General features: G+C 40.0%; 24 protein-coding genes. 15 read left to right on the top strand and 9 right to left on the bottom strand.

The window, feature by feature from the left end; all coding sequences use genetic code 11:
- Window positions 1-89 precede the first annotated feature (89 nt).
- Entirely contained in the window at window positions 90-1313 is a 1224-nt protein-coding gene (locus ACNSN3_RS16210; protein ID WP_010389254.1) for a glycosyltransferase, read from the bottom strand.
- 275 nt (window positions 1314-1588) lie between these two features.
- On the opposite strand from ACNSN3_RS16210, the gene ACNSN3_RS16205 reads away from it, so the two are divergent.
- Both ACNSN3_RS16205 and ACNSN3_RS16200 read left to right on the top strand, forming a co-directional pair.
- On the top strand, window positions 1589-4030 hold the full coding sequence (locus tag ACNSN3_RS16205) for a prolyl oligopeptidase family serine peptidase (protein ID WP_418609612.1): 2442 nt from the start codon (window positions 1589-1591) through the stop codon (window positions 4028-4030).
- Window positions 4031-4204: 174 nt separating this feature from the next.
- Entirely contained in the window at window positions 4205-4822 is a 618-nt protein-coding gene (locus ACNSN3_RS16200) for a LysE family translocator (protein WP_418609611.1), read from the top strand.
- 33 nt (window positions 4823-4855) lie between these two features.
- On the opposite strand, the gene ACNSN3_RS16195 is transcribed toward ACNSN3_RS16200, so the two are convergent.
- Window positions 4856-5740, bottom strand: coding sequence for a LysR family transcriptional regulator (locus ACNSN3_RS16195; protein WP_418609609.1), 885 nt, complete (start codon window positions 5738-5740; stop codon window positions 4856-4858).
- A gap of 121 nt (window positions 5741-5861) precedes the next feature.
- On the opposite strand from ACNSN3_RS16195, the gene ACNSN3_RS16190 reads away from it, so the two are divergent.
- Both ACNSN3_RS16190 and ACNSN3_RS16185 read left to right on the top strand, forming a co-directional pair.
- On the top strand, window positions 5862-7847 hold the full coding sequence (locus tag ACNSN3_RS16190) for a ligand-gated channel protein (protein ID WP_418609607.1): 1986 nt from the start codon (window positions 5862-5864) through the stop codon (window positions 7845-7847).
- Window positions 7848-8115: 268 nt separating this feature from the next.
- Window positions 8116-8970: a PA4780 family RIO1-like protein kinase gene (locus ACNSN3_RS16185; protein WP_418609605.1), complete on the top strand. Its 855-nt coding sequence runs from the start codon at window positions 8116-8118 to the stop codon at window positions 8968-8970.
- A gap of 172 nt (window positions 8971-9142) precedes the next feature.
- On the opposite strand, the gene ACNSN3_RS16180 is transcribed toward ACNSN3_RS16185, so the two are convergent.
- Window positions 9143-9505: a hypothetical protein gene (locus tag ACNSN3_RS16180; RefSeq protein ID WP_418609603.1), complete on the bottom strand. Its 363-nt coding sequence runs from the start codon at window positions 9503-9505 to the stop codon at window positions 9143-9145.
- A gap of 588 nt (window positions 9506-10093) precedes the next feature.
- Here ACNSN3_RS16180 and ACNSN3_RS16175 point away from each other — a divergent pair.
- The 10 genes from ACNSN3_RS16175 to ACNSN3_RS16130 all read left to right on the top strand — a co-directional run bounded on the left by ACNSN3_RS16175 (window position 10094) and on the right by ACNSN3_RS16130 (window position 15919).
- Window positions 10094-10588, top strand: coding sequence for a GNAT family N-acetyltransferase (locus ACNSN3_RS16175; RefSeq protein ID WP_055011468.1), 495 nt, complete (start codon window positions 10094-10096; stop codon window positions 10586-10588).
- A gap of 311 nt (window positions 10589-10899) precedes the next feature.
- Window positions 10900-11124: a hypothetical protein gene (locus tag ACNSN3_RS16170; RefSeq protein ID WP_248527086.1), complete on the top strand. Its 225-nt coding sequence runs from the start codon at window positions 10900-10902 to the stop codon at window positions 11122-11124.
- A gap of 116 nt (window positions 11125-11240) precedes the next feature.
- Window positions 11241-11612, top strand: coding sequence for a hypothetical protein (locus ACNSN3_RS16165; protein WP_058558386.1), 372 nt, complete (start codon window positions 11241-11243; stop codon window positions 11610-11612).
- 800 nt (window positions 11613-12412) lie between these two features.
- Entirely contained in the window at window positions 12413-12697 is a 285-nt protein-coding gene (locus ACNSN3_RS16160; protein WP_418609851.1) for a hypothetical protein, read from the top strand.
- 166 nt (window positions 12698-12863) lie between these two features.
- Window positions 12864-13223 carry a hypothetical protein gene (locus tag ACNSN3_RS16155; protein ID WP_418609600.1) on the top strand — a complete coding sequence of 120 codons (360 nt, stop codon included), beginning with the start codon at window positions 12864-12866 and terminating at the stop codon, window positions 13221-13223.
- A 94-nt stretch (window positions 13224-13317) separates the two neighbouring features.
- Window positions 13318-13779, top strand: coding sequence for a hypothetical protein (locus ACNSN3_RS16150; RefSeq protein WP_248527083.1), 462 nt, complete (start codon window positions 13318-13320; stop codon window positions 13777-13779).
- A 91-nt stretch (window positions 13780-13870) separates the two neighbouring features.
- On the top strand, window positions 13871-14392 hold the full coding sequence (locus ACNSN3_RS16145; RefSeq protein ID WP_076920297.1) for a hypothetical protein: 522 nt from the start codon (window positions 13871-13873) through the stop codon (window positions 14390-14392).
- A 102-nt stretch (window positions 14393-14494) separates the two neighbouring features.
- The gene (locus ACNSN3_RS16140) at window positions 14495-14671 is read left to right on the top strand and encodes a hypothetical protein (RefSeq protein WP_171048716.1); all 177 of its coding nucleotides are present in this window, start codon (window positions 14495-14497) and stop codon (window positions 14669-14671) included.
- Window positions 14672-14970: 299 nt separating this feature from the next.
- Window positions 14971-15429, top strand: a complete 459-nt coding sequence (locus ACNSN3_RS16135) for a hypothetical protein (protein WP_010389244.1) — start codon at window positions 14971-14973, stop codon at window positions 15427-15429.
- A 124-nt stretch (window positions 15430-15553) separates the two neighbouring features.
- Window positions 15554-15919, top strand: coding sequence for an energy transducer TonB (locus ACNSN3_RS16130; RefSeq protein WP_262977025.1), 366 nt, complete (start codon window positions 15554-15556; stop codon window positions 15917-15919).
- A 385-nt stretch (window positions 15920-16304) separates the two neighbouring features.
- On the opposite strand, the gene ACNSN3_RS16125 is transcribed toward ACNSN3_RS16130, so the two are convergent.
- The 5 genes from ACNSN3_RS16125 to ACNSN3_RS16105 all read right to left on the bottom strand — a co-directional run bounded on the left by ACNSN3_RS16125 (window position 16305) and on the right by ACNSN3_RS16105 (window position 23830).
- On the bottom strand, window positions 16305-17894 hold the full coding sequence (locus ACNSN3_RS16125) for a tetratricopeptide repeat-containing sulfotransferase family protein (protein WP_418609597.1): 1590 nt from the start codon (window positions 17892-17894) through the stop codon (window positions 16305-16307).
- A 110-nt stretch (window positions 17895-18004) separates the two neighbouring features.
- Entirely contained in the window at window positions 18005-20419 is a 2415-nt protein-coding gene (locus ACNSN3_RS16120) for a TonB-dependent receptor (RefSeq protein ID WP_418609595.1), read from the bottom strand.
- A gap of 334 nt (window positions 20420-20753) precedes the next feature.
- A complete protein-coding gene (locus ACNSN3_RS16115; protein ID WP_008115672.1) occupies window positions 20754-21620 on the bottom strand; it encodes an EamA family transporter in 867 nt (288 codons plus the stop codon).
- Window positions 21621-21797: 177 nt separating this feature from the next.
- Complete coding sequence (locus ACNSN3_RS16110; protein ID WP_418609593.1) at window positions 21798-22793, bottom strand: Gfo/Idh/MocA family protein; 996 nt, start codon at window positions 22791-22793, stop codon at window positions 21798-21800.
- Window positions 22794-22828: 35 nt separating this feature from the next.
- Window positions 22829-23830 carry an AraC family transcriptional regulator ligand-binding domain-containing protein gene (locus ACNSN3_RS16105; protein ID WP_418609591.1) on the bottom strand — a complete coding sequence of 334 codons (1002 nt, stop codon included), beginning with the start codon at window positions 23828-23830 and terminating at the stop codon, window positions 22829-22831.
- 88 nt (window positions 23831-23918) lie between these two features.
- Between ACNSN3_RS16105 and ACNSN3_RS16100 the strand changes: the two genes are divergently transcribed.
- On the top strand, window positions 23919-25520 hold the full coding sequence (locus ACNSN3_RS16100; protein WP_418609589.1) for a GMC family oxidoreductase: 1602 nt from the start codon (window positions 23919-23921) through the stop codon (window positions 25518-25520).
- On the opposite strand, the gene ACNSN3_RS16095 is transcribed toward ACNSN3_RS16100, so the two are convergent.
- Window positions 25517-26326 carry a class I SAM-dependent methyltransferase gene (locus ACNSN3_RS16095; protein WP_418609826.1) on the bottom strand — a complete coding sequence of 270 codons (810 nt, stop codon included), beginning with the start codon at window positions 26324-26326 and terminating at the stop codon, window positions 25517-25519. The two genes, ACNSN3_RS16100 and ACNSN3_RS16095, sit on opposite strands and share 4 nt — an antisense overlap.
- Between the last annotated feature and the right edge of the window lies 1 nt (window position 26327).

Raw genomic sequence — 26327 nt, 5'->3', positions numbered from 1 at the left:
TAAAAATATAGGCAATAATGCTAAAATTGCCCAAGTTTATTTGCGGCGATTTTAAACACAAATCGCCGCCTGTCTAGTGATTTTTAATGTTATTTTTTATTTTTTTCTGCTATCCACTGCGACATATATTGTGTGCTGCGCATGGTATGGTGTTTGAGCATTTGACCCGTGAAATTTTTCATCCGGTGAGCATCTAAATTACTGCTTATTGAGTCGATTTTTTCAATTAATTGAGCACTTAACTGTACTTTGTCATACAGAGTATTAAGCAGAAGGCCGCCAGCGGCTTGTGCTTCACTAAATTTAGCCTCGTTGTTGTATAAAGAGACTGCGGCATCTGCAAAAGCTTGCACATCTGCTGTTACCACACCTGGCCACGGCAACGTGCTGTGCATACCTTCGCTGCCAATAGGCGTGGTGATGCTTGGGGTTTGCATGATCATGGCTTCTAAAAGTTTACCTTTAATACCTGCCCCAAAACGCAAAGGAGCTAAGCAAATACGCGCACTTTGCATTACCTCATACGCATCATCGGCCCAACCTTTAATTAAAAAGCCGGTTTTAGGATTATTAAGTGCGGTGGCTTTTGGCGGTGGGTAAGACCCATAAATATGCAATTCTGCCTGCGGTAGTTGTTTGCGGATAAGCGGCCAAATTTTTTGTAAATAGAGTACCGCATCCCAGTTTGGGGCATGTCTAAAATTACCAATGGTCATAAAGTGTTGGCGTTGTTGATACGATTTAGTTTGCTCAGGTAAGGCACTTAAATCAACCATAAAAGGTAAGTGATGCAACACGCTAGGCTCAACTTTAAACACTTCATTGAGTAGTTCCATCTCATAGCTTGAGATAATTAAGCTGAGATCACAGCGTAAAATAGCGGCTATTTCACGTTTAGCTATGTCTGATAGTAAATCGCTGTGGTTGAATTCGCGCTCACCTTTATGCGCCTCATGGCGTGCATTACGCAGGCATTGTAAATCTTCGGTGTCTAAAATCTTAAGTGCATTAGGACAATGCTTATCTACGCGCCAACCAAATTGCTCTTCCATCATAAAACGATCGAACATCACTAAATCGGGGTTGTAAGCTTTAACATAGTCATCAAAACTATCGCAGTTAAGAGCGATGCTTTGGCTAGTTATACCAAAGTCGGCAAGGTCAACCATGTGTTCGGTAGGCAGTGCGGGCGTGGCGAACTCAACATCCCAGTTTTGCGCCCTAAACGCATTTAGTAACGACATCATGTGCGTACCTGCAGCAGATGAATTGGGCTCTGGCCATACATAGCCAATTACCAGCACTTTTTTCATTGGCTAGATTCTCTAATTATTTGATGGAAAAACAGACTCAAACACAGTGGTATATTTTTAAAAGCTGTAACGGTATTTAAAAAGCAGAGTATGATTTCGAAAAACTAAAATGCTGCAAATTAATGGACATAAACAACCGATTTTAGCGTTGAGTAAATAGGCGTGTATTTTAGCGTATTCAGGCTACTTAAGTCATTACTTAGCTTAACACTTTATGAATGGTGCAAAACGTGTTTATATATCCGGTAATATTTAACAATAAAAAGGATGAAAACATGAATGCTTTTAGGCTGTTAATTGCCTTGGTAGGCTGCATTGTTTTATTGCCTGCAAGTTATGCAGAGCAAGGATATCAAACCCCTTCACCAGCGCTTGCTACACTCGTAGATGCTAAGTTAGCACCAACTAGTTCTTTATCAATTGATGGACAGTGGCTGGCTTTGTTTGAACGCAAGCGTGTTGTGTCGCTTGATGAGCTGGCAAAAGAAGAATTTAAGCTTGCGGGGATCAAGCTCAACCCAGCTAATTTTTCACGCTCACGGGTAAGTGCCAAATACAGTGCTTTAGAACTTAAGCATGTAGAAAGTGGCACTGTGGTTAACGTAAATAATTTGCCGCAGGGGATCATTCGCTCTCCTCGCTGGTCAGCAAATAGCGAGTATTTAGCGTTTATTGTTGAACAACCGGATAACGCACGGCTTTGGGTTTATAGCGTTAAAACCAAGCAAGCAAAGCAGTTAAATGAGTTTGCACTAAATTCAGTATTAACCGCTACACCTTATCAGTGGTTACCCGATAGCACAGCGATTGTGGCGAATTTAGCGGTTAACTTAGACAAACCCAGATTAACCAATGATACCCAAAGCACAGTACCGGTTATTCAACAAAGTAGCGGTGAAAAAGCCCCAGCGCGTACTTATCAAAACTTATTAACCAGCCCATTTGATGAAGCACAATTTAAATTTTATGGTCAAGGTCAATTAGCGTATATCACGCTTGATGGTAAAGCACAGCCAATTGGCCGTGCTGGCTTATTTAAATCGTTTTCAATTTCGCCTGATTCAACCAATATTTTAGTCGCGACCATCGACGAGCCATTTTCGTATCAAGTCCCTTACAGCCGTTTTGCAACTACATGGCAAATATGGGGAATGCGTGGATATGCATTAGTCGAGCTGGCAAAGCAACCCCTTGCCGACAACATTCCTCAAGGGTATGACAGTGTTCGCACTGGTCGTCGTGATTTTGAGTGGCGAGCCGATCAGGGCGCGGAGGTTATTTGGGCCGAAGCGCAAGATGGCGGCGATATGAAAACTGAGGTTGCGCATCATGATTACCTTTATAGTTTACGTGCACCGTTTAAACGCGACCCTAAATTATTTGCCAAAGTAGAGCGTCGTTTTGCAGGCATACAATGGGGTAATGACAACATTGCCATGCTAAGTGATTGGCGCTTTAGTGACCGACAAGTGCGCACTTATGTAATTCAACCACGTAATGCTGATAGTAACCGCGTGTTATTTTCAGAGCGAAGCTACAATGATGCCTATAAAGATCCAGGTAGTGCCATATATGAACGAAACGACTTAGGCACGCGTGTTATAAAAGTCGTAGGCGGACGTTACATTTACCTTCGTGGAAACGGTGCATCTGAGCAAGGAAATATTCCATTTTTAGATCAATATGATGTAAAAACAAATAGCACTAAGCGAGTATGGCAATCGGCTGCACCTTACTACGAGCGAGTGCGAGCTTTATTAGACGATGAAGGTAAGCGTATTATTACTATTCGTGAATCTAAAACGCAGCAGCCTAACTTTTTTATTCGCGATTTAGATAAAGATAGCTTAACGCAACTGACCCAATTTGAGCATCCGTATCCAGCATTTAAAGGGGTGACTAAAGAGCAATTACGTTATACCCGCGATGACGGTGTTGAGCTTTCAGGTACGCTTTATTTACCGCCAGGGTATGACAAAACACAAGGGCCTTTACCTGTTCTGATGTGGGCATATCCACTTGAATATAAAGATAAAGCGGTTGCTTCACAAGTACGCGAATCAGAATACGAATTTACCTACATAGGTTACTGGGGCCCAATGCCTTATTTAGCTAAAGGAATTGCGGTATTTGACGATCCTAAAATGCCGATTGTAGGTGTTGATGGTAGTGAGCCAAATGATCACTTTAGAAAACAGCTGGTTTCTAGCGCCAAAGCAGCGGTAGATGTACTGGTTGAAAAGGGTATTGCTGATAAAAATAATATCGCCATTGCAGGGCACTCTTACGGTGCATTCATGGTGGCTAACTTATTAGCGCATAGCGACTTATTTAAGGCTGGTATTGCCCGAAGTGGTGCGTATAACCGCACATTAACGCCGTTTGGTTTTCAAGGTGAAGAACGTGATTTTTGGCAAGCACAAAGTGTGTACGCAAACATGTCGCCGTTTTTCCATGCTGAGAAGATTAACGAACCTATGTTAATGATCCACGGTCAAGAAGATCCGAATTCGGGAACTTTCCCAATGCAAAGTGAACGTATGTATGCTGCACTTAAAGGCTTGGGTAAAGAAGCGCGTTTAGTGATGCTTCCTTACGAAGCTCATGGCTACCGTGCCCGTAAAAGCTTATTACATGTACTGTGGGAGCAAGAGCAGTGGCTTGATAAGTACTTGCTAAGTGATAACGAAGTAGACACTGAAACAACAGTAAATTAATTTGCTAAGAGTTTCGAGCTACGGGTCTCGGGCCTCGGGTTAAGCTCGTTGCCCTTAGCCCGAGTCTCGACGCTGTTACTTCTAATTTATCGGAAGCTATTTCACCTTTGGCTTTTTTCCTTTACCCTTTCATTCATAATTAACACCATTTTATTAACCTATTGCGAGCTTTAAATGATTGATGTAGCTGCACTTGCGGTATTTGTTCCTACGTTCTTTTTTGTGTCTATTACTCCGGGTATGTGCATGACACTGGCCATGACTTTAGGCATGAGTATAGGCGTGCGCCGAACTTTATGGATGATGATTGGCGAGCTATTAGGTGTTGCCAGTGTTGCGGTAGCCGCGGTGCTAGGTGTAGCCAATGTTATGCTTAATTACCCCAGTGCATTTGATATTTTAAAGTGGCTAGGTGGTGCTTATTTAATCTACATTGGCATTAATATGTGGCGTGCGAAAGGAAAAATGTCGGTTGATACGCATAACACAACAGCCGTGAGCCGATATTCATTATTTTCACAGGGGTTTGTAACCGCCATTGCCAATCCAAAGGGATGGGCGTTTATGATTTCCTTATTACCTCCTTTTATTAACGTACAATACAGTGTTGCGCCGCAATTAGGGGTGCTGGTGGCCATTATTTTACTCTCAGAGTTTATCTGTATGATGATTTACGCAACAGGTGGTAAAAGCCTGCGGTTATTTTTAACCAAAGGCAATAACATTAAGTGGATGAACCGTATTGCGGGAAGTTTAATGGTGCTAGTAGGAGTTTGGCTTGCAATTAGTTAACTATAAACAAGCCTTAAACTGAACTTAGGTTATTTAAATAGCTGAAAATGATGCGTTAAGTGCTTTAATTGCAGCTTTTGTTTTTGCTGCTAACGTGTCGCGTGCAGGCGTTAGAGCAAATACATCGTAATGGGGAAGCTGCCAATCAGTGCATATTTCTAAAAGTTCTCCTGTAGCTAAAAAATTACGTACTTCAGGCTCTGGCAAAATAGCATAGCCTAACTCATCGAGAACAAATTGAATCACAGTTTGCATATTATTAATGGCAATACGCGCTTTTGGTAGTGTTGTGCTTTCACCGCGGGTAAGGTGCGTAAGCGCCGGATCAACAGCTATATGTGCAATGCGGTTATGCGCTTTTAGGTCATCCAGTGTGATTTTTGGTTGCTGTACTAGTGCATGATTTTTATGAACACACAGTATTAATGGCCAACTAGCGAGCTGGCGTGCAATTAAGTTTGAGTCTTCGAGAGGGCCAATCGCCAACACCAAATCTATACCTGTTCTGATCATGTCAATCGGCTCGTCAGAAAGCGTTAAGTGCACATCTATATCACTAAATTGGTTAATTAAATGCTTTACAGGCTCGCTTAATAACCCACCACCAAAACCAACAGGGGCTGCTAGTTTTAGTTGCCCACTCGGACAATTTTGTAAATGCTGTAATTGTTCTGATGTAGCTGTTGCAACGGCAAGCATTTGTAAGCAACTTTGATAATACAGCTCACCGGCCTCGGTAAGCGTTAATTCCCGAGGGCTGCGATTAAATAAACTCAAACCTACATCTTGCTCTATTTGTTTTATTTGCTGACTAATTGCAGAGGTTGTCATTAAAAGGTCTGCGGCAGCTTTGCTCATACTTCCCGTTTGTACTGTGCGAACAAATATATTCAGGGTTTTAGTTAACTTATCACTCATACCGTTAAGCCTTACTTAAATTAGCTTTAATAAAAATAACGTTGTGAGAAAGGGAACTTCTCACTATTATCGCAAACGCTAATTATTATCATTTACAAGCTAAATGTCACGGAGAAATATCATGAACACGGTAAGTTGTAAGTTAAGGCCGGTAACTGCATTTATTTTAAGTACTTTTGCAATTGCTAACCCTGCTTTTGCTGATGAAAAAAAACAAGATATGGAAGTAATGGTTGTCACTGCTTCTGGTTACGAACAAATGCTCAAAGAGGCACCTGCAAGTATTAGTGTTATCGACAGAGCGCAGCTAGAAAAACGCTTTTATCGTGACTTAACCGACGCAATGGCTGATATCCCGGGTGTAATAGTGACTGGCGGAGGTGACAGAAAAGATATTAGCTTGCGTGGTATGGCAAGCCAATACACGCTTATTTTAATTGATGGGCAACGCCAAAGTTCAAGAGAAACACGACCAAATAGTGATGGCCCGGGGGTAGAAGGTGCTTGGACGCCGCCAATTTCAGCGATTGAACGTATTGAAGTAATACGTGGCCCTATGTCGTCGTTGTATGGCTCTGATGCTATTGGTGGTGTGATCAATATTATTACCCGTAAAGCGCCAGAGCAGTGGTATGGAGAACTGCGTTTAGACAGCACCATTCAAGAGCAAAGCCAGTCAGGTGATATAAACCAAGCCAGCTTTTTCACTTCTGGTGGCATTATTCCAGATCTCTTGGGCGTGCAATTATACGGTCAATTTTCAAAGCGAAATGAAGATGATTTTACTGCAGGATTTCGAGGCAAAGAACAAAGTAATGTAAAAGCTAAGTTCACATTAACACCTAATGATAGTCATGAATTAATGTTTGAACTTGGCTCGGCAAAACAAACATTAGATGAAACCCTCGGCAAAACAGTTGCCGAGCTTGCTCCAGGAGAAAACTGTGGTCGACGTGGCTGCCCTGAATCAGCAACTACTGAGTATGAGCAACAAACATACTCTATGTCACACAATGGTTTTTATGACTTTGGCTCGTCGCGTAGTTACATTAAATACGATAAGTTTGATAATAACTCACGTGAAATGTTTGTCGAAAATACCGACATTCAAACAACTTGGAGTTTACCGCTATTTAGTGAGCATAACTCTACGTTTGGTGCGACCTATTTAAAAGAGTCATTGGATGATTATACAAGTAATAAAATTAGCGACTTAACCCATGTAGAAAACGAACAATGGTCTGTTTTTGGTGAAAACGAATGGGCAGCAACGGATGACTTTAAGCTCACCGCAGGCCTGCGTTACGATCATGATGGCAATTTTGCCGGTCATTGGAGTCCACGTTTATACGGTGTTTATAGCGCATCTAAAGCGATCACCATCAAAGGCGGCATATCAACGGGTTTCCGTGCGCCAAATATTCGCCAATCTACTGCGCAGTGGGGCCAAGTGAGTCGTGGCGGTAATATTTATGGTAACCCTGACTTAAAGCCTGAGCAATCAGTGAACTATGAAATGGGTGTTTACTATGACTCTGGACGCGATTTAAGTATATCGACAACCGTTTTTTATAATGAATTTGATGACAAAATAACTCGTATAGCATGCCCATTAACGCAGTGCACAGATGGCCCAAATCAGTTTGGCTCCATGCCAACTACCTACATTAATGTGGATGAAGCCATAACCCAAGGTGTTGAGCTATCAGTAGATTACGATATTTCAACTGAAATTGATGTGAGTGCCAGTTATACCTATACCGACTCAGAGCAAAAAACCGGTGAATATAAGGGGAGCCCACTTAATCAGCTACCAAAACATAGTTTACAAACGTCTTTAAATTGGCGTCCAACAGATAAGTTAGGCGGATGGTTACGCGTGCAATATCGTGGTGAAGAAAGCCAGCCAACGACAGGGCCTTCACAAAGCAGTTTAATTGCTCCTGATTATACCATTGCCAATTTAGGTGCTAATTATCAGTTAAGTGACAGCGTTAAACTCGGTGCTGGAATTTACAACTTGCTTGATAAAGAGATCACAGAGCAAGAGTATGGTTATGTTGAAGATGGTCGCCGTTATTGGGCGTCTTTGGTGTGGCAGTTCTAAACACTTTTTAATAATACAAAGTAAACGAGTACGCTAAACCGTACTCGTTTTTTGGTTTTATCTCGGTTCTTGTTCAATAATGTTTAAAAAGCACAAAAGGCGGTTGGCTTTTTCTGTGTAGTCGCTTATTCTAGCTGCGTATTTAGTCATTAAATGTAACTTTAAAGTTTACTAATAATTTATAACTTTCTTCAATCCCCAAAGGTATGCCTCGTTTGAACCACATAGCAAAACAAAAAGCCAGCCCTGTATTTTTAGTAGGTGTCGTTTGAAAATACCTAAACGCTTACAGCCATTAGTTGATGATGGTTTTATTGATGAAGTGATCAGCCGTTTGATGAGCGGTAAAGAGGCCGATGTATTTGTAGTCGCCTGTGGCGATGACATTCGCTGCGCTAAAGTATACAAAGATGCCAGTAAGCGCAGTTTTAAAAAAGCTGCACAGTACCAAGAAGGACGAAAAGTGCGAGGCGGGCGCCAAGCCCGTGCTATGGGTAAGCGTTCAAGCTATGGCCGTCAATTAGAAGAAGAAATTTGGCAAAATGCCGAGGTTGACGCACTCTCGCGTTTATCTTCAGCAGGTGTTCGGGTACCGCAAACTTACGGCTGCATTGACGGTGTATTGCTAATGGAACTTGTAAGCGATGATGAAGGCGATGTTGCACCACAACTTGGCGCGGTTGATTTAACCGAGCAACAAGCCATTGAGCAACATACATTAATGATACACTACATCAAATTAATGCTGTGCGCTGGGATTATTCATGGTGATTTATCGGAGTTTAACGTACTTGTAGATAGCAATGGCCCAGTAATTATTGATTTACCCCAAGCGGTTAACGCCTCTGCTAATAATAGCGCAGAAGCCATGTTTGCCCGTGATGTAAATAACATGCGCCGCTATTATGGGCAATTTGCACCTGCGTTATTACACACGCAATACGCCAAAGAAATGTGGGCATTGTTTGCAGATGCTAACCTAACCCCGCACTCAAAACTCAGTGGCGAATTTGAAGACGACAGCGAAGCTGCAGATGTAGACTCAGTACTTGACGAAATTCAAGCCGCCTTTGATGAAGAGCAAGAACGTAAAGAACGCATTCGCGATGCTGATGAGCAATAACCCTTAATTTACGTGCTGAGTTTTTGACTATTAGATCAAAACTTAGCATATAGGTATGAGTCACATAAGGATGGGTTTAGCTCGTCACTGCAAAACCTAATTTAGTTCTATTAGTACTATCAACGGGATCCGACAGGTGTGTATTAAACTAAAGGAAGCTTGATACTAAACATTAATTAAATACCACTGAGCCTGCAAACACATATTCATTATCAATGTAATAGCTGATAAATTCTTCCTCATTAAAATCACATTTATAAAAAAAAGACGTTGTTACGGTCTTTTTATTATTTATGGTTATTTCGAATTCAGCCTGTGATGCTTTATTAAATAAAACACGACACTTAGTATTTAAGCCTAACGAATAAACTTTCCCATCAATTTCGATACTGTTGTTGCCTAAAGTAATTTCATTGGGAGTTGTTAATAAATGCAAAAAGTAATAGAGCCCTGTTAAATAGAAAAAAGGAGAAACAAACAAAGCAGCCTTTACCTTTACAGACTCAGAGTCATGTAAGTAATAGGTAGAGATCATGGATATTATTGAGAACAAAACAACCATAACAAAATTCGGAGAGAGCCAGTTTTTGGTAAATTTAAATATCATCTTCGATCGCAGAGGTAAGAGTTACGGTCGACTCAATAATTTAAGCTAACAGAAACTAAGGTTCTAAATTTGTAGCCTATCTTATTAAATTAACAATGGTATTTCTACATTTAAGCGCCTGAATAAAATATGCACTTCGTCCATTCACTTGTGTTTGCCTGCTAACCTCTTTGACCACGTTATTGTGATATCGTACAAAGCCCACCTTGTCATATTTTCGACAACTTTTTAAGCATAAACGAGAGAGTCCTGAATAACTAAAGTTGACACTTTTGCGAAGTTAGACAAAGAGCGAGAAGCTGTTAGTCAGAGTTTTTATGTGTGATGTGAAGTTTTACTCGCTTGACTATCAGCTTGTTGGCGGCTTTTTCAATCCATTCTTAAAAGTTTTTTTGTTGTTATTTTTGAGTAGTTACCGTTTAATAACATGATGTTTTTTTAAAGATAACTACTAGCGAACCTTCTTCTCTTTAGTAAAAGCTAATGTCGAACCACACATAAGGAAATAGGTATAAAATGGACACTACAATACGAAAAGCTGAATCAACCGATATCGCTGCAATAAAAATGCTGTGGCAGTTTTACCAATATCATCAGAGTATATTTGATTTAGAAGATGTTGGTTCAGATGGTTGCTATGATATTGATGAAGAATATTTAGAATGTGTAGTGCGTGGTGAGGAAGACTGCATTATTTATCTTGTACTCGTTTCTAACCAAATTGCTGGTTTTGCTACCGTAGAACCAACTGAGATCGTTGGCAAAGAAATACCTGAGTTGGCTGATATTTTTATTCTACCCAAATATCGAAAACAGGGCATTGCCAAATTTGTTATTCAAAACTTGATGCCTGTTGAAACAAATCAGTGGCATGTAGCAGTTCATTTAAACGATAGTTCAGCGTTGAAATTTTGGAATAGTTTGTTTGCTAAATTAAACGTTGTGCGTGTTGATAAAGTTGATCCTCCTGAAACAGAAGGCTACCACGAGTTTGTTATCACAAATAACTAGCAAGATTACAATGTCTTCTGCGCTTAAGTAAAATTTGGTAAAGAGCGAAAACCAGCCATTGAGATTGGCTAAATATCGTCGTTAATTGATTGGTTAAACTGCTCTTTGCGCATATATTCATGAAAATGAGCGCTGCGCGCATATTGGTTCATTTAACTTTACCTAAAAACTTTAGAAAACTTTGCGATAGTAATACCTTAGGTAATTTGTTAAAACTATATAATGTAGAAAAATGAGCGTAGCGTCGGAAGAAATATGCGCGATGAGCGCACTATTAAATTGTTAGCCATAAAGCAAAGAAAGGATTAATCATGCCTAATAAGAAAATCGAAGTTACTGAATATAATTATTGTGAGAGACTAGAAACATCCTACTTTAACAGTCCTGCTGAAAACGCTTCCGTCAATTGCACTAACCCTGAATGTAATAATCCTAATGTTTTGGTTAAATTTGATGTTGCACAATTTAGTTGCAGCGGTAAAGAAAAAATTGGTAGAAATTGTATGAGGTTATTCCAAGTACAATCAGTTGATTAGTGCGTTAATTCTGGCTAACAAGAACATCAAACGGAAAAATTACAGTTGGCTGTTTTTCGTTCCTCAAACATTATAGCCAACTATATTTTTCCGCTTATGTAAGCGTTAGTTTTCTTATGATGATTCGTTTTATATTTTTAAGTTTGTTTATGATTGCAGGGACAACTATGGCTTCAAATGAAATAGGAGCACCTGAAGGAGTTTCGGCTGAAGATTGGGAAGCCTATCTAAAGCACAAAAAGGATTGGGAAGCCATGCTTCAGCAAAGGTTTGAAAGTGAACTCAAAGCGAATCCTCCTTTACCTCCTTGGGAAAAATTCCCTGAATATGAACCTAGCAATATATTTTGGCGAATGGGAACAGGTGAAGAGTATCTAATCGATTATTTTGGCGTTTATTTAAAGTACGCAAGTAAAGACGATATTCAAGCATATAAATTGAAATACCCCGCTCCTAAAATTTGGGAAAATTGGTATAACGAAAACTAACAAGTTAATTAAACAGTGGACGCAAAACAGCAGGCTTGCGCTCATGCTTCGCTTAGTTTAGCCTGCTATTTTTCGCCGTTTATTAAGGCGTTATGTGCCAGAGAGGAATTTGAATAATGTGGGTTAGTGGAACAGCTAAAACAACACAAATTGGTTACATCAATTCGAATAATCAAAAAAATCATGGTACTCGTGGCTTAAAAGGCTCGGATCATAATTCCGTCTCATACAAGATGGAATGTTTGTCACCGGGTTGCGGTAATATTTATGGTGCGAACGGCACAGATATTTTCCAACGTAAATGCCCAAAGTGTCAGGGTGGAAAGCAAGGAATTGATTATTAATCTATTTTAAAGGTAATGGATAAAATGGAGTTTATAAATACGCTTAGTAACAACTCTGTCATCGTTGCATTTGTTGCTGGCGTGGCCGTGTTGATGTGTGTTTCACTTTTTAAGTGGATTAACCGTCGCTTTTGTAAGGCCCCGAGAGTTTTTAAAACTCTGGAAACTGGTTTAGAAAAACACAATTGCAAGTTTCTTCCTACAACCTATTTAGCCTCAAAAACGAATTACACCGTATCAGAAGTGGAATTACTGTGCACAATGCACCCTAAAATTATAAGAAATAAGAAGCAGTTAGAATCATGGTGTATCAAATAAGCGTGGCACATAACAAAAAAATTAAGTCACTCACTGCGTTCGCTGGGACGCATACACATGGGCTGCTTCGCATTATAGCCCACGTGTATGCGCCCCTTATTTAAAAGTTATGTGGCTTGAAGGAAAAGGACATTTTCTATGCAAAATAAACTTGCGCTGGCCTTAGGCAGTTTTTCAAAGTACCTAGCGGTTCAACTTTTCTTCTTCTCTTATGTACTGTCTATTCTTATTCAAGCTAGGGCCCCATCCCAAAAGATATACCTGACTGGAATGTTCTTTTATCTTTTGCCATTAGTGATGGCCATGGTATTTGTTCACTTTGGTTATACGTCTACCAAAAGTGACAAAATTAATAGATTGGAATTCTTCAAAGCTATCGGCGTTTTCATCTTTTATTGTTTTATCTGGTATGCTCTTTTTTAACACGCAACATAACAAAAAAATTAAGCACGCCCGCTGCGCGGGCTGGGACGCAAACACGCAGGGCGGCTGCGCCATTATGCCCTACGCGCCTGCGCCCTTATTTAAAAGTTAGTTTTCAAGGAAATTTATGGGGTCAATTTTGAGACTATTTTGTATTAGCTTAATCATGTTTGTATCTGGATGTGCAAGTATTTACGGAGTTACTGGTGCTGATGAAGGAAAAAAGGTTGATGATTCGTTTGAGTATCACGTAATACACCCAGGTTTAGATGTAACAATCATTGAACCATATAGTGAAAAATTAATTCCTATAGAAACTATTGGTAAAAGCTCTCCCTCGCCCTTAACCCATACGATAAAGTTCGGGACTTCCGAGAAGATACATATTTTAAAGATCGTTGGGAAGTATGAGAAGGACTTGTATCTTGATGATACATACTATGGTTCTATCTGGAATGGAGATGTACTTGTAAAAAATGGAATACTATTTATTAATGGTAGAATTGCTGACAAAATTGAAAACTAACAAACCAAGTCATCGGAAAACCACTCACTGGCTGCGCCAAAACGTTCGTATTTTGCGTTGCTTGGGATGTTATATTGCTTTGTAAGGTCAAGCGTTGAATAAAAAAGAAAGCAAGGGAAGTGGTATCTTATATGCGGTGTTCATTACCGTGTTGTTGTATTTCTTTTTTAAAATTACTTTGACCTTCTCAATAGTGTCAGGCAGAAATTTCACTTGTTTAAGCTCTATTTGGAGTAACTCCTATACTGTAATAACTCCTTTCTCTGCATTTTTTATTGTGGCAATATTTAGCTGTATTTGGTTTTTTTATTGCGGCATAAAGTACAAACAAAAAGTAGGTAAATCTGTATATTTACTGTTAGCTGTCGGAGCTGTGTTCTATTATTTTTGGTTCCAAGGTTTTTACGGTTTCTGGCAGCTAATGAGCTACGAGCAAAAGGAAATTACGTTACAAGAGTTTTTTGAAAAAACAGGTGGTACAGAAAGGTTAAAGTTGTATGGTAGTGGCGCTAATCAAAATGTATTGTGTAAATCGCAGTATAACAAAGTAAATTAAAAGTGCGGACAAAAAACAGTGGGCTTTGTTCGTACCTCACAAATTATAGCCCACTATTTTTAGCCGTTTATTTGCGGCGTTAGGTGATCGAATGGGATTGTTCAGCATATTCAAAAGGAAAAAACCAAAGCCTGACTTAGAGTTTGAAAATTATGCTCAGGAGGTAATGGCCGATTTTCAAAGAAATGATTTTCTTGGCAAAGCAGCTGAGGCCGGTCATAAGGCTAAGGCTGCGGTTAAAGAGATGCAATATGATAAGGCTTGGGGGTTTTATCAAGAACAAAAATCATTCTATATGCAGCACGCTAACCGATCAGGCTTTACGGCTAACCAAGTTCTAGCGCTTGACGCTAGCGTCCATGAAGATATGGCGAATATTTTAAGGCTTGAAAACAAGCACGAAGTTGCATTGGTTAATATCGTGTATTGGGTTTTAGCTGGAGTTGATAGGCCTATCAAGCGACATCAACAAAAGCTTAAAAGCTACTTCAATAGGTGCAAACTGAAAAATACTGAATTACCCGAGGCGGAGAGAATTATAGCCACTAATACAAAATTGCCAGAATTCACGCTTGCAAAGTCTATTGTCTCAGAATGGGTGTCTCGTGGGTAATCACCTAACAAATCAAGGCAGTATCGCCCTTCGGGCTGGACGCGCTAACGCGCGCCGCTGCTTGAGGCGTTAGCAGTATTAGTCTTATATGGAGTTTGTATCATGGATAAAGAGCAAAATAATAAAATTAAAGAGCCAAGTTTACTTGATCAATTATTACCTACTGAAATGGGGTTAATGCAATCTCTAGGTGAATCTAAAACGTTAATAATCATGTTGGTGGTTTTTCTAACATTATTTGGAGGGTTAGGTTTGTTTTTATTAAAAATGTCAGCCTAGAGGCTGGTAGCATAAACTGCTAACAAGTGACTATGGTGCTCAATGTCCTCTCATAGCACACAGGCATACTTCGGCAAAGAGCGATGAACGATCATTCAGGTGAGTCGTTTTTAACTTAGTAAGAATAAAAAGAACCCCTCCCTTTTTTACATAGCGAAATAACCTACATTAAGCATAAAATTTATAGCTGGTAATAACTTACACTATTTGTTATTAATATATGTTAATAAAATAAGGGCATTTTCACGCTGGAATGTGGAAAGTGTTAACTGATAAAGCGGTTGTATGTACAAGGAGTTATGGTGAAGAAATTCTTCAAATATCTAGGTTTTGGAATTTTAAGTGTTGTTATATTTTTCATTGGTATTGGAGTTGTTGCATCCATAAATACTGTTGATAAAGAGGCCGTCTTTGAGCCTTTTATTGTAAAAGCAATCCCTAAGTTAACAACGTGGGAAGTGACTCCTTTTAAAGAGCTAATGTCTGAACAAGGTTACACTAGTGCAACTTCAGAGCAATGGGAGTTGTACGTAAAAAAGGTTGCTAAATTAGGTGTATTTCAATCAGTCGGTAAAGCAGAGTTGCAAAATTGGAAAACGTTATCTCCAGTTGGTAGCTCAAGTGTGACATATGCTGTTTATCAGGTACCTGTAACCTTTGATACAGGATTAGCTCATATTCAATTAGGTTTGCAGTCATCTGACGGTAAAGTTGAAATAAATAGTATAAAGTTTTTATCTGATTTGTTAATGCAATAGTACATATAACAAGGCCATAAATTATTGAATGCATAATAGTTGGTCTTGTTTCGTGTTGCTGCACACCTTAGTAAACTTAACCACTAGTTGTTTATTTTACTGAGCATATTTTTAGGAGTAGCCTTTGAAGTACATAACTATATTTTTAGTTCTTTTACTGGTTGGTTGTAATAGTACTGATAAAACGGCAAATTCAAGTACTGTGTATACCAATACACAAACAGATTCACCTGCTAAATGGGTTGTGAAGATTGAACCAAAATATCCTGAAGATGTGGCTAAAAATAGCGTAGAGGGCTACTTAAAATTCAAAGCAATAGTGAATGAAGTTGGAGCGTTAGAAAGAGTTGAAGTAATTGAATCTGCCCCAAAAGGTGTATTTGAAAAGGAAGGTTTACGGGCTTTAAAGCTATGGAGATTTAAGCCTGCGTTATTAAGTGGTAGGCTGGTTAAGGTTGAGTACACTAACACTCTTGAGTGGCAGTTATAATGTCTCTAGATATGAGCATATCATGGAGATCTAAGCAACCTAAACAAAAACGATGTGATAGGTGTGAACTGTATTATTCTGAGTTTTTGGATAAATGTACGCATTGTTCCGATTTAAACGAAGCACAATTACTTATACTTAAGGCTAAACACCAAGAATCTCTTAAACACAATGCTAAGCTTGGTAAATACTTATTTATAGCTGCTGTAGTAATTGGTGTATTACTTTTTGTTAGTTTTTTATGGTAGCGTTGGGTTTTTCCTTAAGTGGAAGAGGGTAAGTTAACAGAGAAAAACCCCCAAATACATTCAACCTAAAAATTTATATCCATCCGGTAACTTTCAAATTAATCACACTGAACTACCCGCCCACGTAACATTTGTTGTTATTTCATTAAACCTATCACTCCTTCATTAACTAAATGGGTCTGCGCTTCATTGGTATAGGGTTTAAACTTTTTCCAGCGGCCTATGGCTTTGTTGTTAAGCGGTTGGCGCACTTGCATTTTGCTGGCGGTTGATACCGGTGCAGTGTTTAAATGAAAATCAAGGCACTGTGGTTGCCAGTCTAAGTCGCAATAGCTCACTAACTCTTTTATTTTTTGCTCTGGTGCGGCGATGAGCTCTTCGTATTTTACTAGTTTAATATTGCTGTGCAGGGCGCTAAAGTGCTGCATCAGTTTATAAAAGCGGCTGTAAAATTTAGCGGTGTCGAGTAAGTCTAAGGAGTACGCGTAGTAGGGGTTATTAATAGTAAATAGCTGACGATAGTTACCAATACAGGTGTCCATGGGGTCGCGAAGTAGGCAAATTATTTTGGCGTTTGGCAGGGCTTTGGTAATTAAATCAATATAAAAAAAGTTAAACGGTAGTTTATCAATAAAGTGTTTATGACTGCCGGTTACAACACGCGTTGCTTCAAGATAAGTGCTGCCAAGTTTTGCAAAATCAAGCTGGTAAGCTTGGCTTAAGGTGTCTATATCGAGTACTTGAGGCGTGTGCGTTTGGCTAAGTTTTTTTACACTTAGGCCAAAGTCTTGCAGCTCGCCCGCCGATTGTACGTCGCTGTGGCTTGATAAAATGCGTTCAACTAATGTGGTGCCAGAGCGCGGCATGCCTAATACAAAAATTGGCTCACTGCTTTGGTTGCCAGCTGTTTGTTGGTTTTTGTATTTATCACCGAGCTGTTTTATATGTGCAAATAAAGCCTCAGACGCTTGGTTATCAAACGCCTTATTAGCGAGTTTTGCTGCTTTACCTTGTTGTAACGCGGTAAAGGCTGCTGAAAACTCTCCTAAGTCTTGATATTCTTTTGCCAGCGCATGACCTATATGCAGTTTAGCGTCGGGATGATTGACCTGTTCGAATATATTTTTTAATCGCGCTATGTGGTTATTATGTTCGGTGACTTTAGTTAAATCGGCTAAGGCAAAATGACTTTGATGATGAATCGGGTTCAGTGCAATGGCATTTTCAAACGCTTGCTGTGCTTTATCAAACTGGCCTAAAAACTTAGCGCATACTCCATAGTTATAATAAAACTGCGGTTGGCTGCTGTTACTTGCCGCAGCTATATTTAACGCGCATGTAAAGTAGTCAGCAGCATGCTGATGTAAACCTGCTTGGGTGAGCGCGACGCCTAATGTATCGGCATCCAGTGCTTTACTAATATGTTTCAGCTTAACGCTAAGGGCAGTGTTTTTTGCTTTTTGTAAGTCGCCAGTAAGGGCGTAACACTTGGCAAGTTGCGCTGTATATTCAATAGACTGGGTAAAGCTTAATGCTTTTTCAATTAGCTTTATCGCTTTGTAAATTTGGCCAACCTGTAAATTAACCATAGCGAGCAAAAAGTAGCCATCAGCAAAGTCTGGCTTTTGTGTTACCAGTTCAACCAGTGCTTTATGCGCTTGCTGAATATTGCCTTGGTTTAAGTTGTTGATAGCGCTTTGGTGTAGTTGCTTTAAGTTTGGCTGCATGAATACTCTTATAAATAATGTACTTACAAAATAAAAAGGCTCAAATTAATTTGAGCCTCTTGATTGTACTTAAACTTATCGTTTAATTACATTTCAAACTTGTCGCTTAATTATATTTCAAACTGATAGTTAAATTTAATGCCAACAGTAAGCGGGCGATTAATAAAGTAACCATAGTTACGTTGTATGTCTGCGCCATTGGCTGTTGTAATATCCGCATCTGAACGACGAACAGAAGTAACCGCATATTTATTAAATAGGTTATCTACATATAAAGTAGTCGACCACGCATCGGCGGTTAATTTAGCTGAAATATTACTTAAGCTATAACCTGGGAGTGCTTCACCGTTGTCACGTAGGCCTACTTTTGAAATTACATCACTTTGTGCAGTTAAACCGTAGTTAATATCAAGGGTTTTATCATTTAAAACGTCTGTTTGGTAGTTAATACCCATAGAGAACTGATGCTCAGGTGAGCCCGGTAAACGGTCGCCATCTTTCGCGCCATTAGTGCCATCGGCATTAAATAAATACGGAGCGTCTGAGGTTAGTTCTGCTTTTGTATAGGCATAAGTTGCATAGGCAGTAAACGAGTCCGATAAAATTGCACGCGTGGCAATTTCAATCCCTTTCGCATTTGCGCTACCAGCATTTGATAAGTAAGGTAATTGGCCTACTGTTGTTGCACCGGCGATTTGTGCGTTATCCCAATCTACATTGAATAGCGCAGCATTAAAGTGAAGCTGGCTTCTCATCCAAGTACTTTTGAAGCCTAGCTCATAGTTGGTGGTTGTATCGGCATCGTATAGCATTTCATCAGGTGTACCACAGCCTGTTTGTTGGTCCTCAGGTAGAGGGGTTGGGCAAGGCACTAAGCCATTTGAGCCACCAATTCTAAAGCCTTCACTTATAGTTGCATACGCCATTACTGAATCTGTAAATTGGTATTTAGCATTAAATTTGAACAGATTACCGTTATCACCGGCTTCGTTCTCTTCAAAGTTAACTGAAATTGCATCAGGTGCTGCACCTTCATACAAGGTATTTGCTAATGGGAAGTCAAAGGCCGCTTTTGATTCTACGTCGTATTCGTAAAAACGCGCGCCAATAGTAATGTCGAGTTTATCGGTTACTTGGTAACCTACTTCACCAAAAAGTGCTGATTCAGTGACTTTGCTGCCAGTAATTTCTAAATACTCTAAAGAGTCAGGTCTAAGTTGTGCGCCACCAAAATTATCAACTGCGAACTGATCAAAGCCTGGCGTAAACTCTCTGCTTGATGCGTCGGTATCGGTTTTATTGTAAAAACCACCAACAATCCAGTTTAAATCGCTATCACTTTGTGAGACCAAACGTAGCTCTTGAGTGAAGGTATCGACTTCGTCTAATTCACGGGTAAATGCCGAAAACGAAGGAAACTCCTCGTAGCCATAGTCTAAACGAATTAAAAGGTCAGTTTGGTCGCGTTGACCATCGGCTTCAAAGTGTGAAATACCGGTAGCTGATACCAGTTCGGCAAAACCTAAGTCGGCTTTAAGTTCGAGGCTCAGTAATTGATCTTCTTTTTCCCGTGGCTCTTCAAAACGGTACGCTGACTCGTATTTGCCGATGCGATCATTTAAACCATTATTTCCGTTAAGGCTATTGTGATGAACAATTGAGCGGCCTTCGGTGTCTTGCTTTTGATAGAAGTAGTTTAATGTGCCTTCGAATGACTCGTTTGCCTTGTAACGCAATGAAATACGCCCAGTTGTGGTGGTTTCACCGTTGGCGTCTTTTACATTTTTAAGATTGCTGTTTACTGCATCAAGGTTTGTCCAATCAGGGTCGGTGATCGACACACCTGGTTCACGAACGGTGTAGGCGTAGTCTATAAACCCTGGGTCTTCATAAATATTTAAACTGGTACGTACCGCCAGTTTGTCTTCAATCAATGGTAAGTTGAAGATAAAACCGGCTTCGCCACCGACCGAATCACTTTCTTGAGTTTGAAAAACATCACCAAATACTTCACCTGATATGAAATCAAGCTCAGGCTCTTTAAGCATGTAGCGAATAGCGCCACCCAATGTGCCTGCGCCATACAATGTGCCTTGCGGTCCAATAAGTACTTCTACTCGTTCTACATCAACAAGGCGCATATCTACCGATACTGGAATTTCGTTAATGTAAGTGGCTACCGTGCCGCCATCTGATGAAGGGCCTGATGAATTTGTATTTAATCCACGAACTATAATAGGTGAGCCAGAGCGACCACCTTGATCAGTAATTGTTAAACCTGGCACCCAACGCGCTACATCGGCTAATTCGCTGATATTTTGGTCTTTCATTACATCGGCATCAAGCGCAGTAATGTTAAGAGGCGCAGCCTGAATAGAACCACTTCGACGTGTTGCTGTAACCTCAATAACTTCAAGCGATTTATTTTTTTCAATAATTTGCTCTTGTGCTGTTGCATTACCGCTAAATAATACACCGCTCAGTGCGCTTGATACAGCCAAGGTTAACAGGCTTGGTTTAAACATAAAAATTGATCCCAGTTAGATTTAGTACGTTAATAAATGAGCGCTAATAATATCAGGGAGTTTTGTTGATGGAAATAAAAATATGAATTTTAATTCACTTTTTTAGAATAAAAATTAAGTTGTGGTTTTTTGCTTAAATTTAAAGTTTAAATATAACAAGGTGTTTGTATAAATAATGCACACACAGGAGATGGTATATATTGTTTTAAGTGCAACAATGAATGGTGTGAAAGGAGAGATAAAACGTAGGCTTAATTATACTAAGAGGGAGTTGTAAAATAGGAGATGAGAAGTTGCGCCATGATAGTTCATGACGCAATTAAATTATTAAACTCTAAGCAGCAGGCTGCTTTTTACCATTAGACATGGAGCTACCTACCGAGGCAATAATCACCAGTAAAATAGCCAGCCACTGCCAAATGCTTAGCAGTTCACCTAAAATAACTAAGCCAGCGAGTGCTGCAATTGCAGGTTCTAGGCTCATTACAATACTAAAACCTTGTGGCGACATATTACGTAAAGTAATCATTTCAAGAGTATAAGGCAGGGCGCTTGAAAGCACGGCGATAGCAATGCCTAATGGAATAATATCCCAAGTAAATGCAGCACTTTGTGAAATGCCGCCATAAGGCACCAGCACAATGGCTGATATTGTCATGCCCATCGCAACCGTTGCGCCACCAGAGCTTTGGCTGCCTGTTTTTTTACCAAATAAAATATAGCCAGCCCAACAGGCACCCGCCGCAAGTGCGAGCACTACACCGACTGGATCAAGGCTGTCTTGACCTTTCATATCAGGTAAAAGTAATAATATACCGGCCACTGCACAGGCAACCCAAAATAAGTCACGTTTTCTGCGAGAAGAAAACAACGCGACAGCTAATGGGCCTGTAAATTCAAGCGCAACCCCAATACCTAATGGGATACGTTCTATCGCGTAATAAAATAGAATATTCATGCCGCCTAAACTTAATCCATAAATTAATATGGGTAAGCGTTGGCTTGCAACAGGGAAGTGTTTCCATGGTTTAAAAATCAAACACAAAATAGCGGCCGAAAACCCTAAACGTAAGGCTGTTGTGCCCTCAGGTCCAACAATAGGAAAAAGCTGTTTAGCCAGTGACGCGCCTGACTGAATCGTCATCATTGCTAGCAATATGCATAAAATAGCCAGTAATAGATCTTTGGTTGATTTTTGCATGGATGTCCTTAAAGATTGCGATGAATTTTGGCGGCATGTTACCTGCTTTTGATCTCAGAGGTAAGTCAAATTTTGTGATCTTTTTAAGCTTAATTCAAAATAGCAGTGTTTAGTAAAGTGCGCTCAAAGGCCAAGCGATAAAATACGCTTATCGCTTAGCCGATAGTTTTTGTTTTATTAAGAGGATAAATCTGCTGGGTAAACAACACCAAGTTGTGCGCGTGCGGTGTCAAGTACTTGCATTACATCGACAGAAAGCTGATGAGTATTAACGCTAGACTCCCCCTGATTTTGCTCAATGGTATTAATAAAATGGTTGAGTTCGTACTTCATAAAGTGCTCGTCAAATTCCGTGCTAATAAGCTCTTTTTGGCCATTGTTAGCAATAAACTCTATTTTTTTAAGCTGCGACACGGCTTCGATTCTAATTCGACCTAATTCCCCCTGAATTTCAGTGATATTTTCGCCTTGTGAAATTTTCGAATAGCTGATCACCGCTTGTCTGTCGGGATAATTTAAAAGCACATCGCCTGCACCATCCACACCACTTTCAAGTAATACGCCGCTGGCGTGCACAGAGCGTGGTGCTCCCCATAATGCAATAACGAGATAAAGTGGGTAAATACCCAAATCTAGTAAGGCACCATTTGCAAATTCAGGTAAAAAAGTATTAGGGCGCTCACCATTTTTATACTTGTCGTAACGTGATGAGTACTGACTAAATTGACCAATAAACTTACGTGGTGTGCCTATTTTTTTTAGGGCAGCTTGTAAGTGCGCAAAATTAGGTAAGTGCGTTGTCATCATCGCTTCCATGTAAAGGCGCTGATGCTGCTTTGCCGCAGTTAAAATAGCCGCAAGTTGCTTGCTATTAGCCGCTGAGGGCTTTTCGCCTAATACGTGTTTGCCCGCTTTTAAACACTGTATTGCATATGCACTGTGCAGGCTATTGGGCGCCGCTATATAGACTGCGTCTACTTGTTCATCTTGGCACACAGCATCAATAGAGGTAAAAATTTTAGCATCGGTATTTGTTGGATGATTAGCTAAAAAGCGCTCGCCGCTGCTTATTTGGCGAGAGCAAATACCGTATAAATTAAAATTGCTGAGAGTATTAGCCGCTGCCAATAACGTGTCGCTAATAAAATTAGTACCTACAATTACAAAATTCATGAATAGCCTTTGCTGTTTTTAAACAAGGGCGCAGTTTAACAATGTTTGGCTCTAAATGCGCGGGCAGAGCAATTAAACCAACGTTTAATGCTAGTACATAACGTAGCTTGCTCCTGATAACCTAAAAGCTCTGAAATTTGAGTCACCGACAATTGGTTTTGTAATAAATAGTGCTCACATAAGGCGCGGCGAGTGGCGTCTTTGAGCTTTACAAAACTGGTATCGTGCTTTTTAAGTTCTCGGTGCAAGGTGCGAGGGTGAATATTAAGCGCAGCGGCAATAGTATTATTAGCGCTTTGAAATATCGGCAGCATAATGCGAATAAGCGCGCTTACCTGATCGGGTAAAGATTGGCCATAAGCATTATTTTCAGCTAAAAAGTTAAGTGCTGCTTGGGTTTTATGTTGCTTAGTTATGTTAAGTGTTAAATCTAAGTCTTGTTTGGCAATTAATACACCGGCGCTATTTCTGTGAGTAATAACCTTACACCCAAAATGCTGGTGGTAGGTCTGCTTATTTGCGCCTAGGGTATGAGGTAAAAATACACTTTGTGGCTTACAGCGGCCATTACTCATATTTTTTAAGGTAGCTATGGCCAATGCAATGGTGAGCTCTATTACCTGGTTTATTGCCGGTAATGGCCTGAGATTTATAGCGAATGATAAAAACACGTGCTCATTATCATCAAGTGGGAGAGTGGTTAAATTAAGCGCTGGCGTATGCAAGTGTAAATATTTTATCACCCAATCTAACCCCTCAGCTAAGTTAGTGCCTGTTTGAGCGGCTATTGCAATATGGCCTAAAATATCAAAGCTTTGCAGACTTGCTAGTTTTAACCCAAAATTTGGACAATTTAGTGTATTCGCGCAATGCTCTAATAGCTGTGCATACGCGCGGTAAGTAAGGGTTTCTTGCTCTAGTTTATTAAAGTCCACACTAATGGCGCACTGCTGCATTATGGCTGAGAAATCCCCCCCAAGTTCTGCAATTAAATGGTCTATTCCTTGTAAAGAGGTGGCTCTAATTAAGCGGCTCATAAAATATACTTTTGCGTGAGGATGTCTAAAAATAACAAGTTTTTATTCGATGTTCCATGCAAACTGGTTTTTTAATTGGAGAATAAGTATGCATATCACTACATTTGATTACATTGTTGTTGGCGCAGGCAGTGCAGGCTGCGTTATCGCATCGCGATTATCTGAAAATAAAAATGTGAGTGTGTGCTTAATTGAAGCGGGCGGCAGTGATAAAGGTGCAATGGTTCAAATGCCTGCAGGGGTCGCTGCAAGCGTGCCTTATGGCATTAATAGCTGGCATTACAATACGGTACCTCAAAAAGAACTTAATAATCGCTGCGGATTTATGCCTCGTGGCAAAGTGCTTGGCGGTTCAAGTTCTATTAATGCCATGGTTTATATTCGAGGTAATAAGCACGATTATAATAGTTGGGCTGCACTGGGCAATGAGGGCTGGGATTATGAGAGTTTATTGCCTTATTTTATTAAAGCTGAAAATAATAAAACCTTTACTGAAAGTGATGTACACGGGGTTTATGGTCCTTTGCATGTGCAGGATTTAAGCCAGCCAAGCCCAGTAAATCAGCTGTTTTTAAACGCCTGCGAACAACAAGGTGTACCGCACAATGCCGATATAAACGCAGGGCAGCAAGTGGGAGCCAGGTTATCGCAAGTGACTCAATATCAAGGGGAGCGTTGTAGCGCGGCAAAAGCGTATATAACCCCTCATTTAAATCGAAAAAACCTAACTGTGCTTAGCAAAGTACACGTTAATAAAGTGCTTTTTTGCGATAAAACCGCAACCGGAGTCTCTGTTTCTATAAACAATAAGGCCGTTGTATTGCATGCAAAAAAAGAGGTGGTTTTAAGCGCTGGCGCAATTAACTCACCGCAAATTTTAATGCTATCGGGAGTTGGCCCTAAAGAGCAACTAAAGCAGCATAATATTGAAATAGTAAACGAGCTTTCTGGTGTTGGAGAGAACCTTCATGACCACTTAACCGTTGTGCCATTGTATAAAGCTAAATACAGTAAAGGCACATTTGGTATAAGTGCGGGTGGGGCGTTTAATATTGCAAAAGGATGCGTTGATTGGTTTGCCAAACGTGAAGGGCAGCTTACTAGTAATTTTGCAGAATCACATGCCTTTATAAAGCTATTTTCCGATTCAAAAGTACCCGACGTACAGCTTGAATTTGTAATTGGGCTGGTGGATGACCATAGCCGTAAACTGCACCTAGGCCATGGTTATAGTATTCACTGTAGTATTATGCAACCTAAAAGCCGTGGCACGATTCGATTAGCCGATGCCAACCCCTTGAGTGCACCACTTATTGATCCTAATTATTTAAGCCACCCCGATGATTTAAACGTGATGTTAGCGGGGCTTAAAAAAACACTGCAGATTATGCAAAGTGAAGCATTTGATGTAATTAGAGGTAATATGGTTTACCCGCTAGATATTAACAATAATGAGCAGCTTATTGAGTATATTAGGCAAACGGCTGAGACTGAATATCACCCTGTAGGCACTTGTAAAATGGGGCAAGATCCCATGGCGGTAGTGAATAGCCAACTACAAGTACATGGCGTGAAAAATTTGCGTGTGGTTGATGCTTCAATTATGCCGCATATAATTACCGGCAACACCAATGCTGGTGTGATAGCCATTGCAGAAAAAGCGGCTGATTTAATTAAGCAAGCAATTTAAGTTGTTTTATAAAACGCTGTTAACCATTGCTGCCAGTCTTGCTCTAGTTTGATCATTTGCAGGTGTTTTTTAGCAGCAAAATGCTTGCTTTTATCCTCGTCAGCTAAAAACGGCCCTACACGACATAGCGAGCAATAATTATCGGATAAGTAAGCAGGCAAAGTTAACAAGCTAGCTAGTTCAGGTAAGGGTTTTTCACTAAATACATAGGTAATGCCGCTGGTGTCTTTAACGTGTTTATCACGGTCAACATTACGAATTTTATAACCATTAAAGTGACTAATATCAAATGGCATTTGCCCCTGATATTGTGCGTTTAAATGGGTATTTAAACTGCCCTCAATATTCCATTCTCGATAAGGTTTAACATCTTTTGAAGTGATGAAACATAGCCCTGCACCTTGTGGATTTAAAGCAAACTCATTGGCGTATTTTATAAATTGATGCAGTAATGCGCGGTTAAGTACGTTCATGCTGGTATGGCGTGTATTGTGTTCAAATGCATCGCGACCAACAAACGCAGGAATAAGCGGAAATTGAAAAATAACCACATCAAAACTATGTAAATGCTGGCCGAGCGTTTGCCAACATTGTGGGTTGGTTACATCAAAGCTATTAAGTACTTCTACCTTTTGCGACTTTAAAGCATTGAGCGCATTGTCTGGGTACTTTTGCTCAATAGTTGATTGGTCGTCGTAAGTGGATGCCACTAACTTTTTTGGCTTAATATGACGATAAAGCGCATTTGAAAACGATAAATCGCCATCACCTACCGTAAGTATGTTCCAGTTTGGATTTAAATACATA

The organism is Pseudoalteromonas sp. US3C1004, assembly GCF_048401065.1.
GTDB classification, from domain to species: Bacteria; Pseudomonadota; Gammaproteobacteria; order Enterobacterales; family Alteromonadaceae; genus Pseudoalteromonas; species Pseudoalteromonas undina.
The sequence above is the reverse complement of the archived record's forward strand: the minus strand, read 5'-3'. Positions and strand labels throughout refer to the sequence as shown.

What these genes read in the sequence shown, in the direction of transcription:
- ACNSN3_RS16140 (WP_171048716.1), top strand. Translation starts at nt 14,495, where the DNA reads ATGGATAAAGAGCAAAATAATAAAATTAAAGAGCCAAGTTTACTTGAT.
- ACNSN3_RS16190 (WP_418609607.1), top strand. Translation starts at nt 5,862, where the DNA reads ATGAACACGGTAAGTTGTAAGTTAAGGCCGGTAACTGCATTTATTTTA.
- ACNSN3_RS16200 (WP_418609611.1), top strand. Translation starts at nt 4,205, where the DNA reads ATGATTGATGTAGCTGCACTTGCGGTATTTGTTCCTACGTTCTTTTTT.
- ACNSN3_RS16105 (WP_418609591.1), bottom strand. Translation starts at nt 23,830, where the DNA reads ATGAGCCGCTTAATTAGAGCCACCTCTTTACAAGGAATAGACCATTTA.
- ACNSN3_RS16135 (WP_010389244.1), top strand. Translation starts at nt 14,971, where the DNA reads ATGGTGAAGAAATTCTTCAAATATCTAGGTTTTGGAATTTTAAGTGTT.
- ACNSN3_RS16175 (WP_055011468.1), top strand. Translation starts at nt 10,094, where the DNA reads ATGGACACTACAATACGAAAAGCTGAATCAACCGATATCGCTGCAATA.
- ACNSN3_RS16205 (WP_418609612.1), top strand. Translation starts at nt 1,589, where the DNA reads ATGAATGCTTTTAGGCTGTTAATTGCCTTGGTAGGCTGCATTGTTTTA.
- ACNSN3_RS16095 (WP_418609826.1), bottom strand. Translation starts at nt 26,326, where the DNA reads ATGTATTTAAATCCAAACTGGAACATACTTACGGTAGGTGATGGCGAT.
- ACNSN3_RS16210 (WP_010389254.1), bottom strand. Translation starts at nt 1,313, where the DNA reads ATGAAAAAAGTGCTGGTAATTGGCTATGTATGGCCAGAGCCCAATTCA.
- ACNSN3_RS16145 (WP_076920297.1), top strand. Translation starts at nt 13,871, where the DNA reads ATGGGATTGTTCAGCATATTCAAAAGGAAAAAACCAAAGCCTGACTTA.
- ACNSN3_RS16170 (WP_248527086.1), top strand. Translation starts at nt 10,900, where the DNA reads ATGCCTAATAAGAAAATCGAAGTTACTGAATATAATTATTGTGAGAGA.
- ACNSN3_RS16195 (WP_418609609.1), bottom strand. Translation starts at nt 5,740, where the DNA reads ATGAGTGATAAGTTAACTAAAACCCTGAATATATTTGTTCGCACAGTA.
- ACNSN3_RS16115 (WP_008115672.1), bottom strand. Translation starts at nt 21,620, where the DNA reads ATGCAAAAATCAACCAAAGATCTATTACTGGCTATTTTATGCATATTG.
- ACNSN3_RS16125 (WP_418609597.1), bottom strand. Translation starts at nt 17,894, where the DNA reads ATGCAGCCAAACTTAAAGCAACTACACCAAAGCGCTATCAACAACTTA.
- ACNSN3_RS16100 (WP_418609589.1), top strand. Translation starts at nt 23,919, where the DNA reads ATGCATATCACTACATTTGATTACATTGTTGTTGGCGCAGGCAGTGCA.
- ACNSN3_RS16155 (WP_418609600.1), top strand. Translation starts at nt 12,864, where the DNA reads ATGTTTGTATCTGGATGTGCAAGTATTTACGGAGTTACTGGTGCTGAT.
- ACNSN3_RS16180 (WP_418609603.1), bottom strand. Translation starts at nt 9,505, where the DNA reads ATGATCTCTACCTATTACTTACATGACTCTGAGTCTGTAAAGGTAAAG.
- ACNSN3_RS16120 (WP_418609595.1), bottom strand. Translation starts at nt 20,419, where the DNA reads ATGTTTAAACCAAGCCTGTTAACCTTGGCTGTATCAAGCGCACTGAGC.
- ACNSN3_RS16110 (WP_418609593.1), bottom strand. Translation starts at nt 22,793, where the DNA reads ATGAATTTTGTAATTGTAGGTACTAATTTTATTAGCGACACGTTATTG.
- ACNSN3_RS16160 (WP_418609851.1), top strand. Translation starts at nt 12,413, where the DNA reads ATGCAAAATAAACTTGCGCTGGCCTTAGGCAGTTTTTCAAAGTACCTA.
- ACNSN3_RS16165 (WP_058558386.1), top strand. Translation starts at nt 11,241, where the DNA reads ATGATGATTCGTTTTATATTTTTAAGTTTGTTTATGATTGCAGGGACA.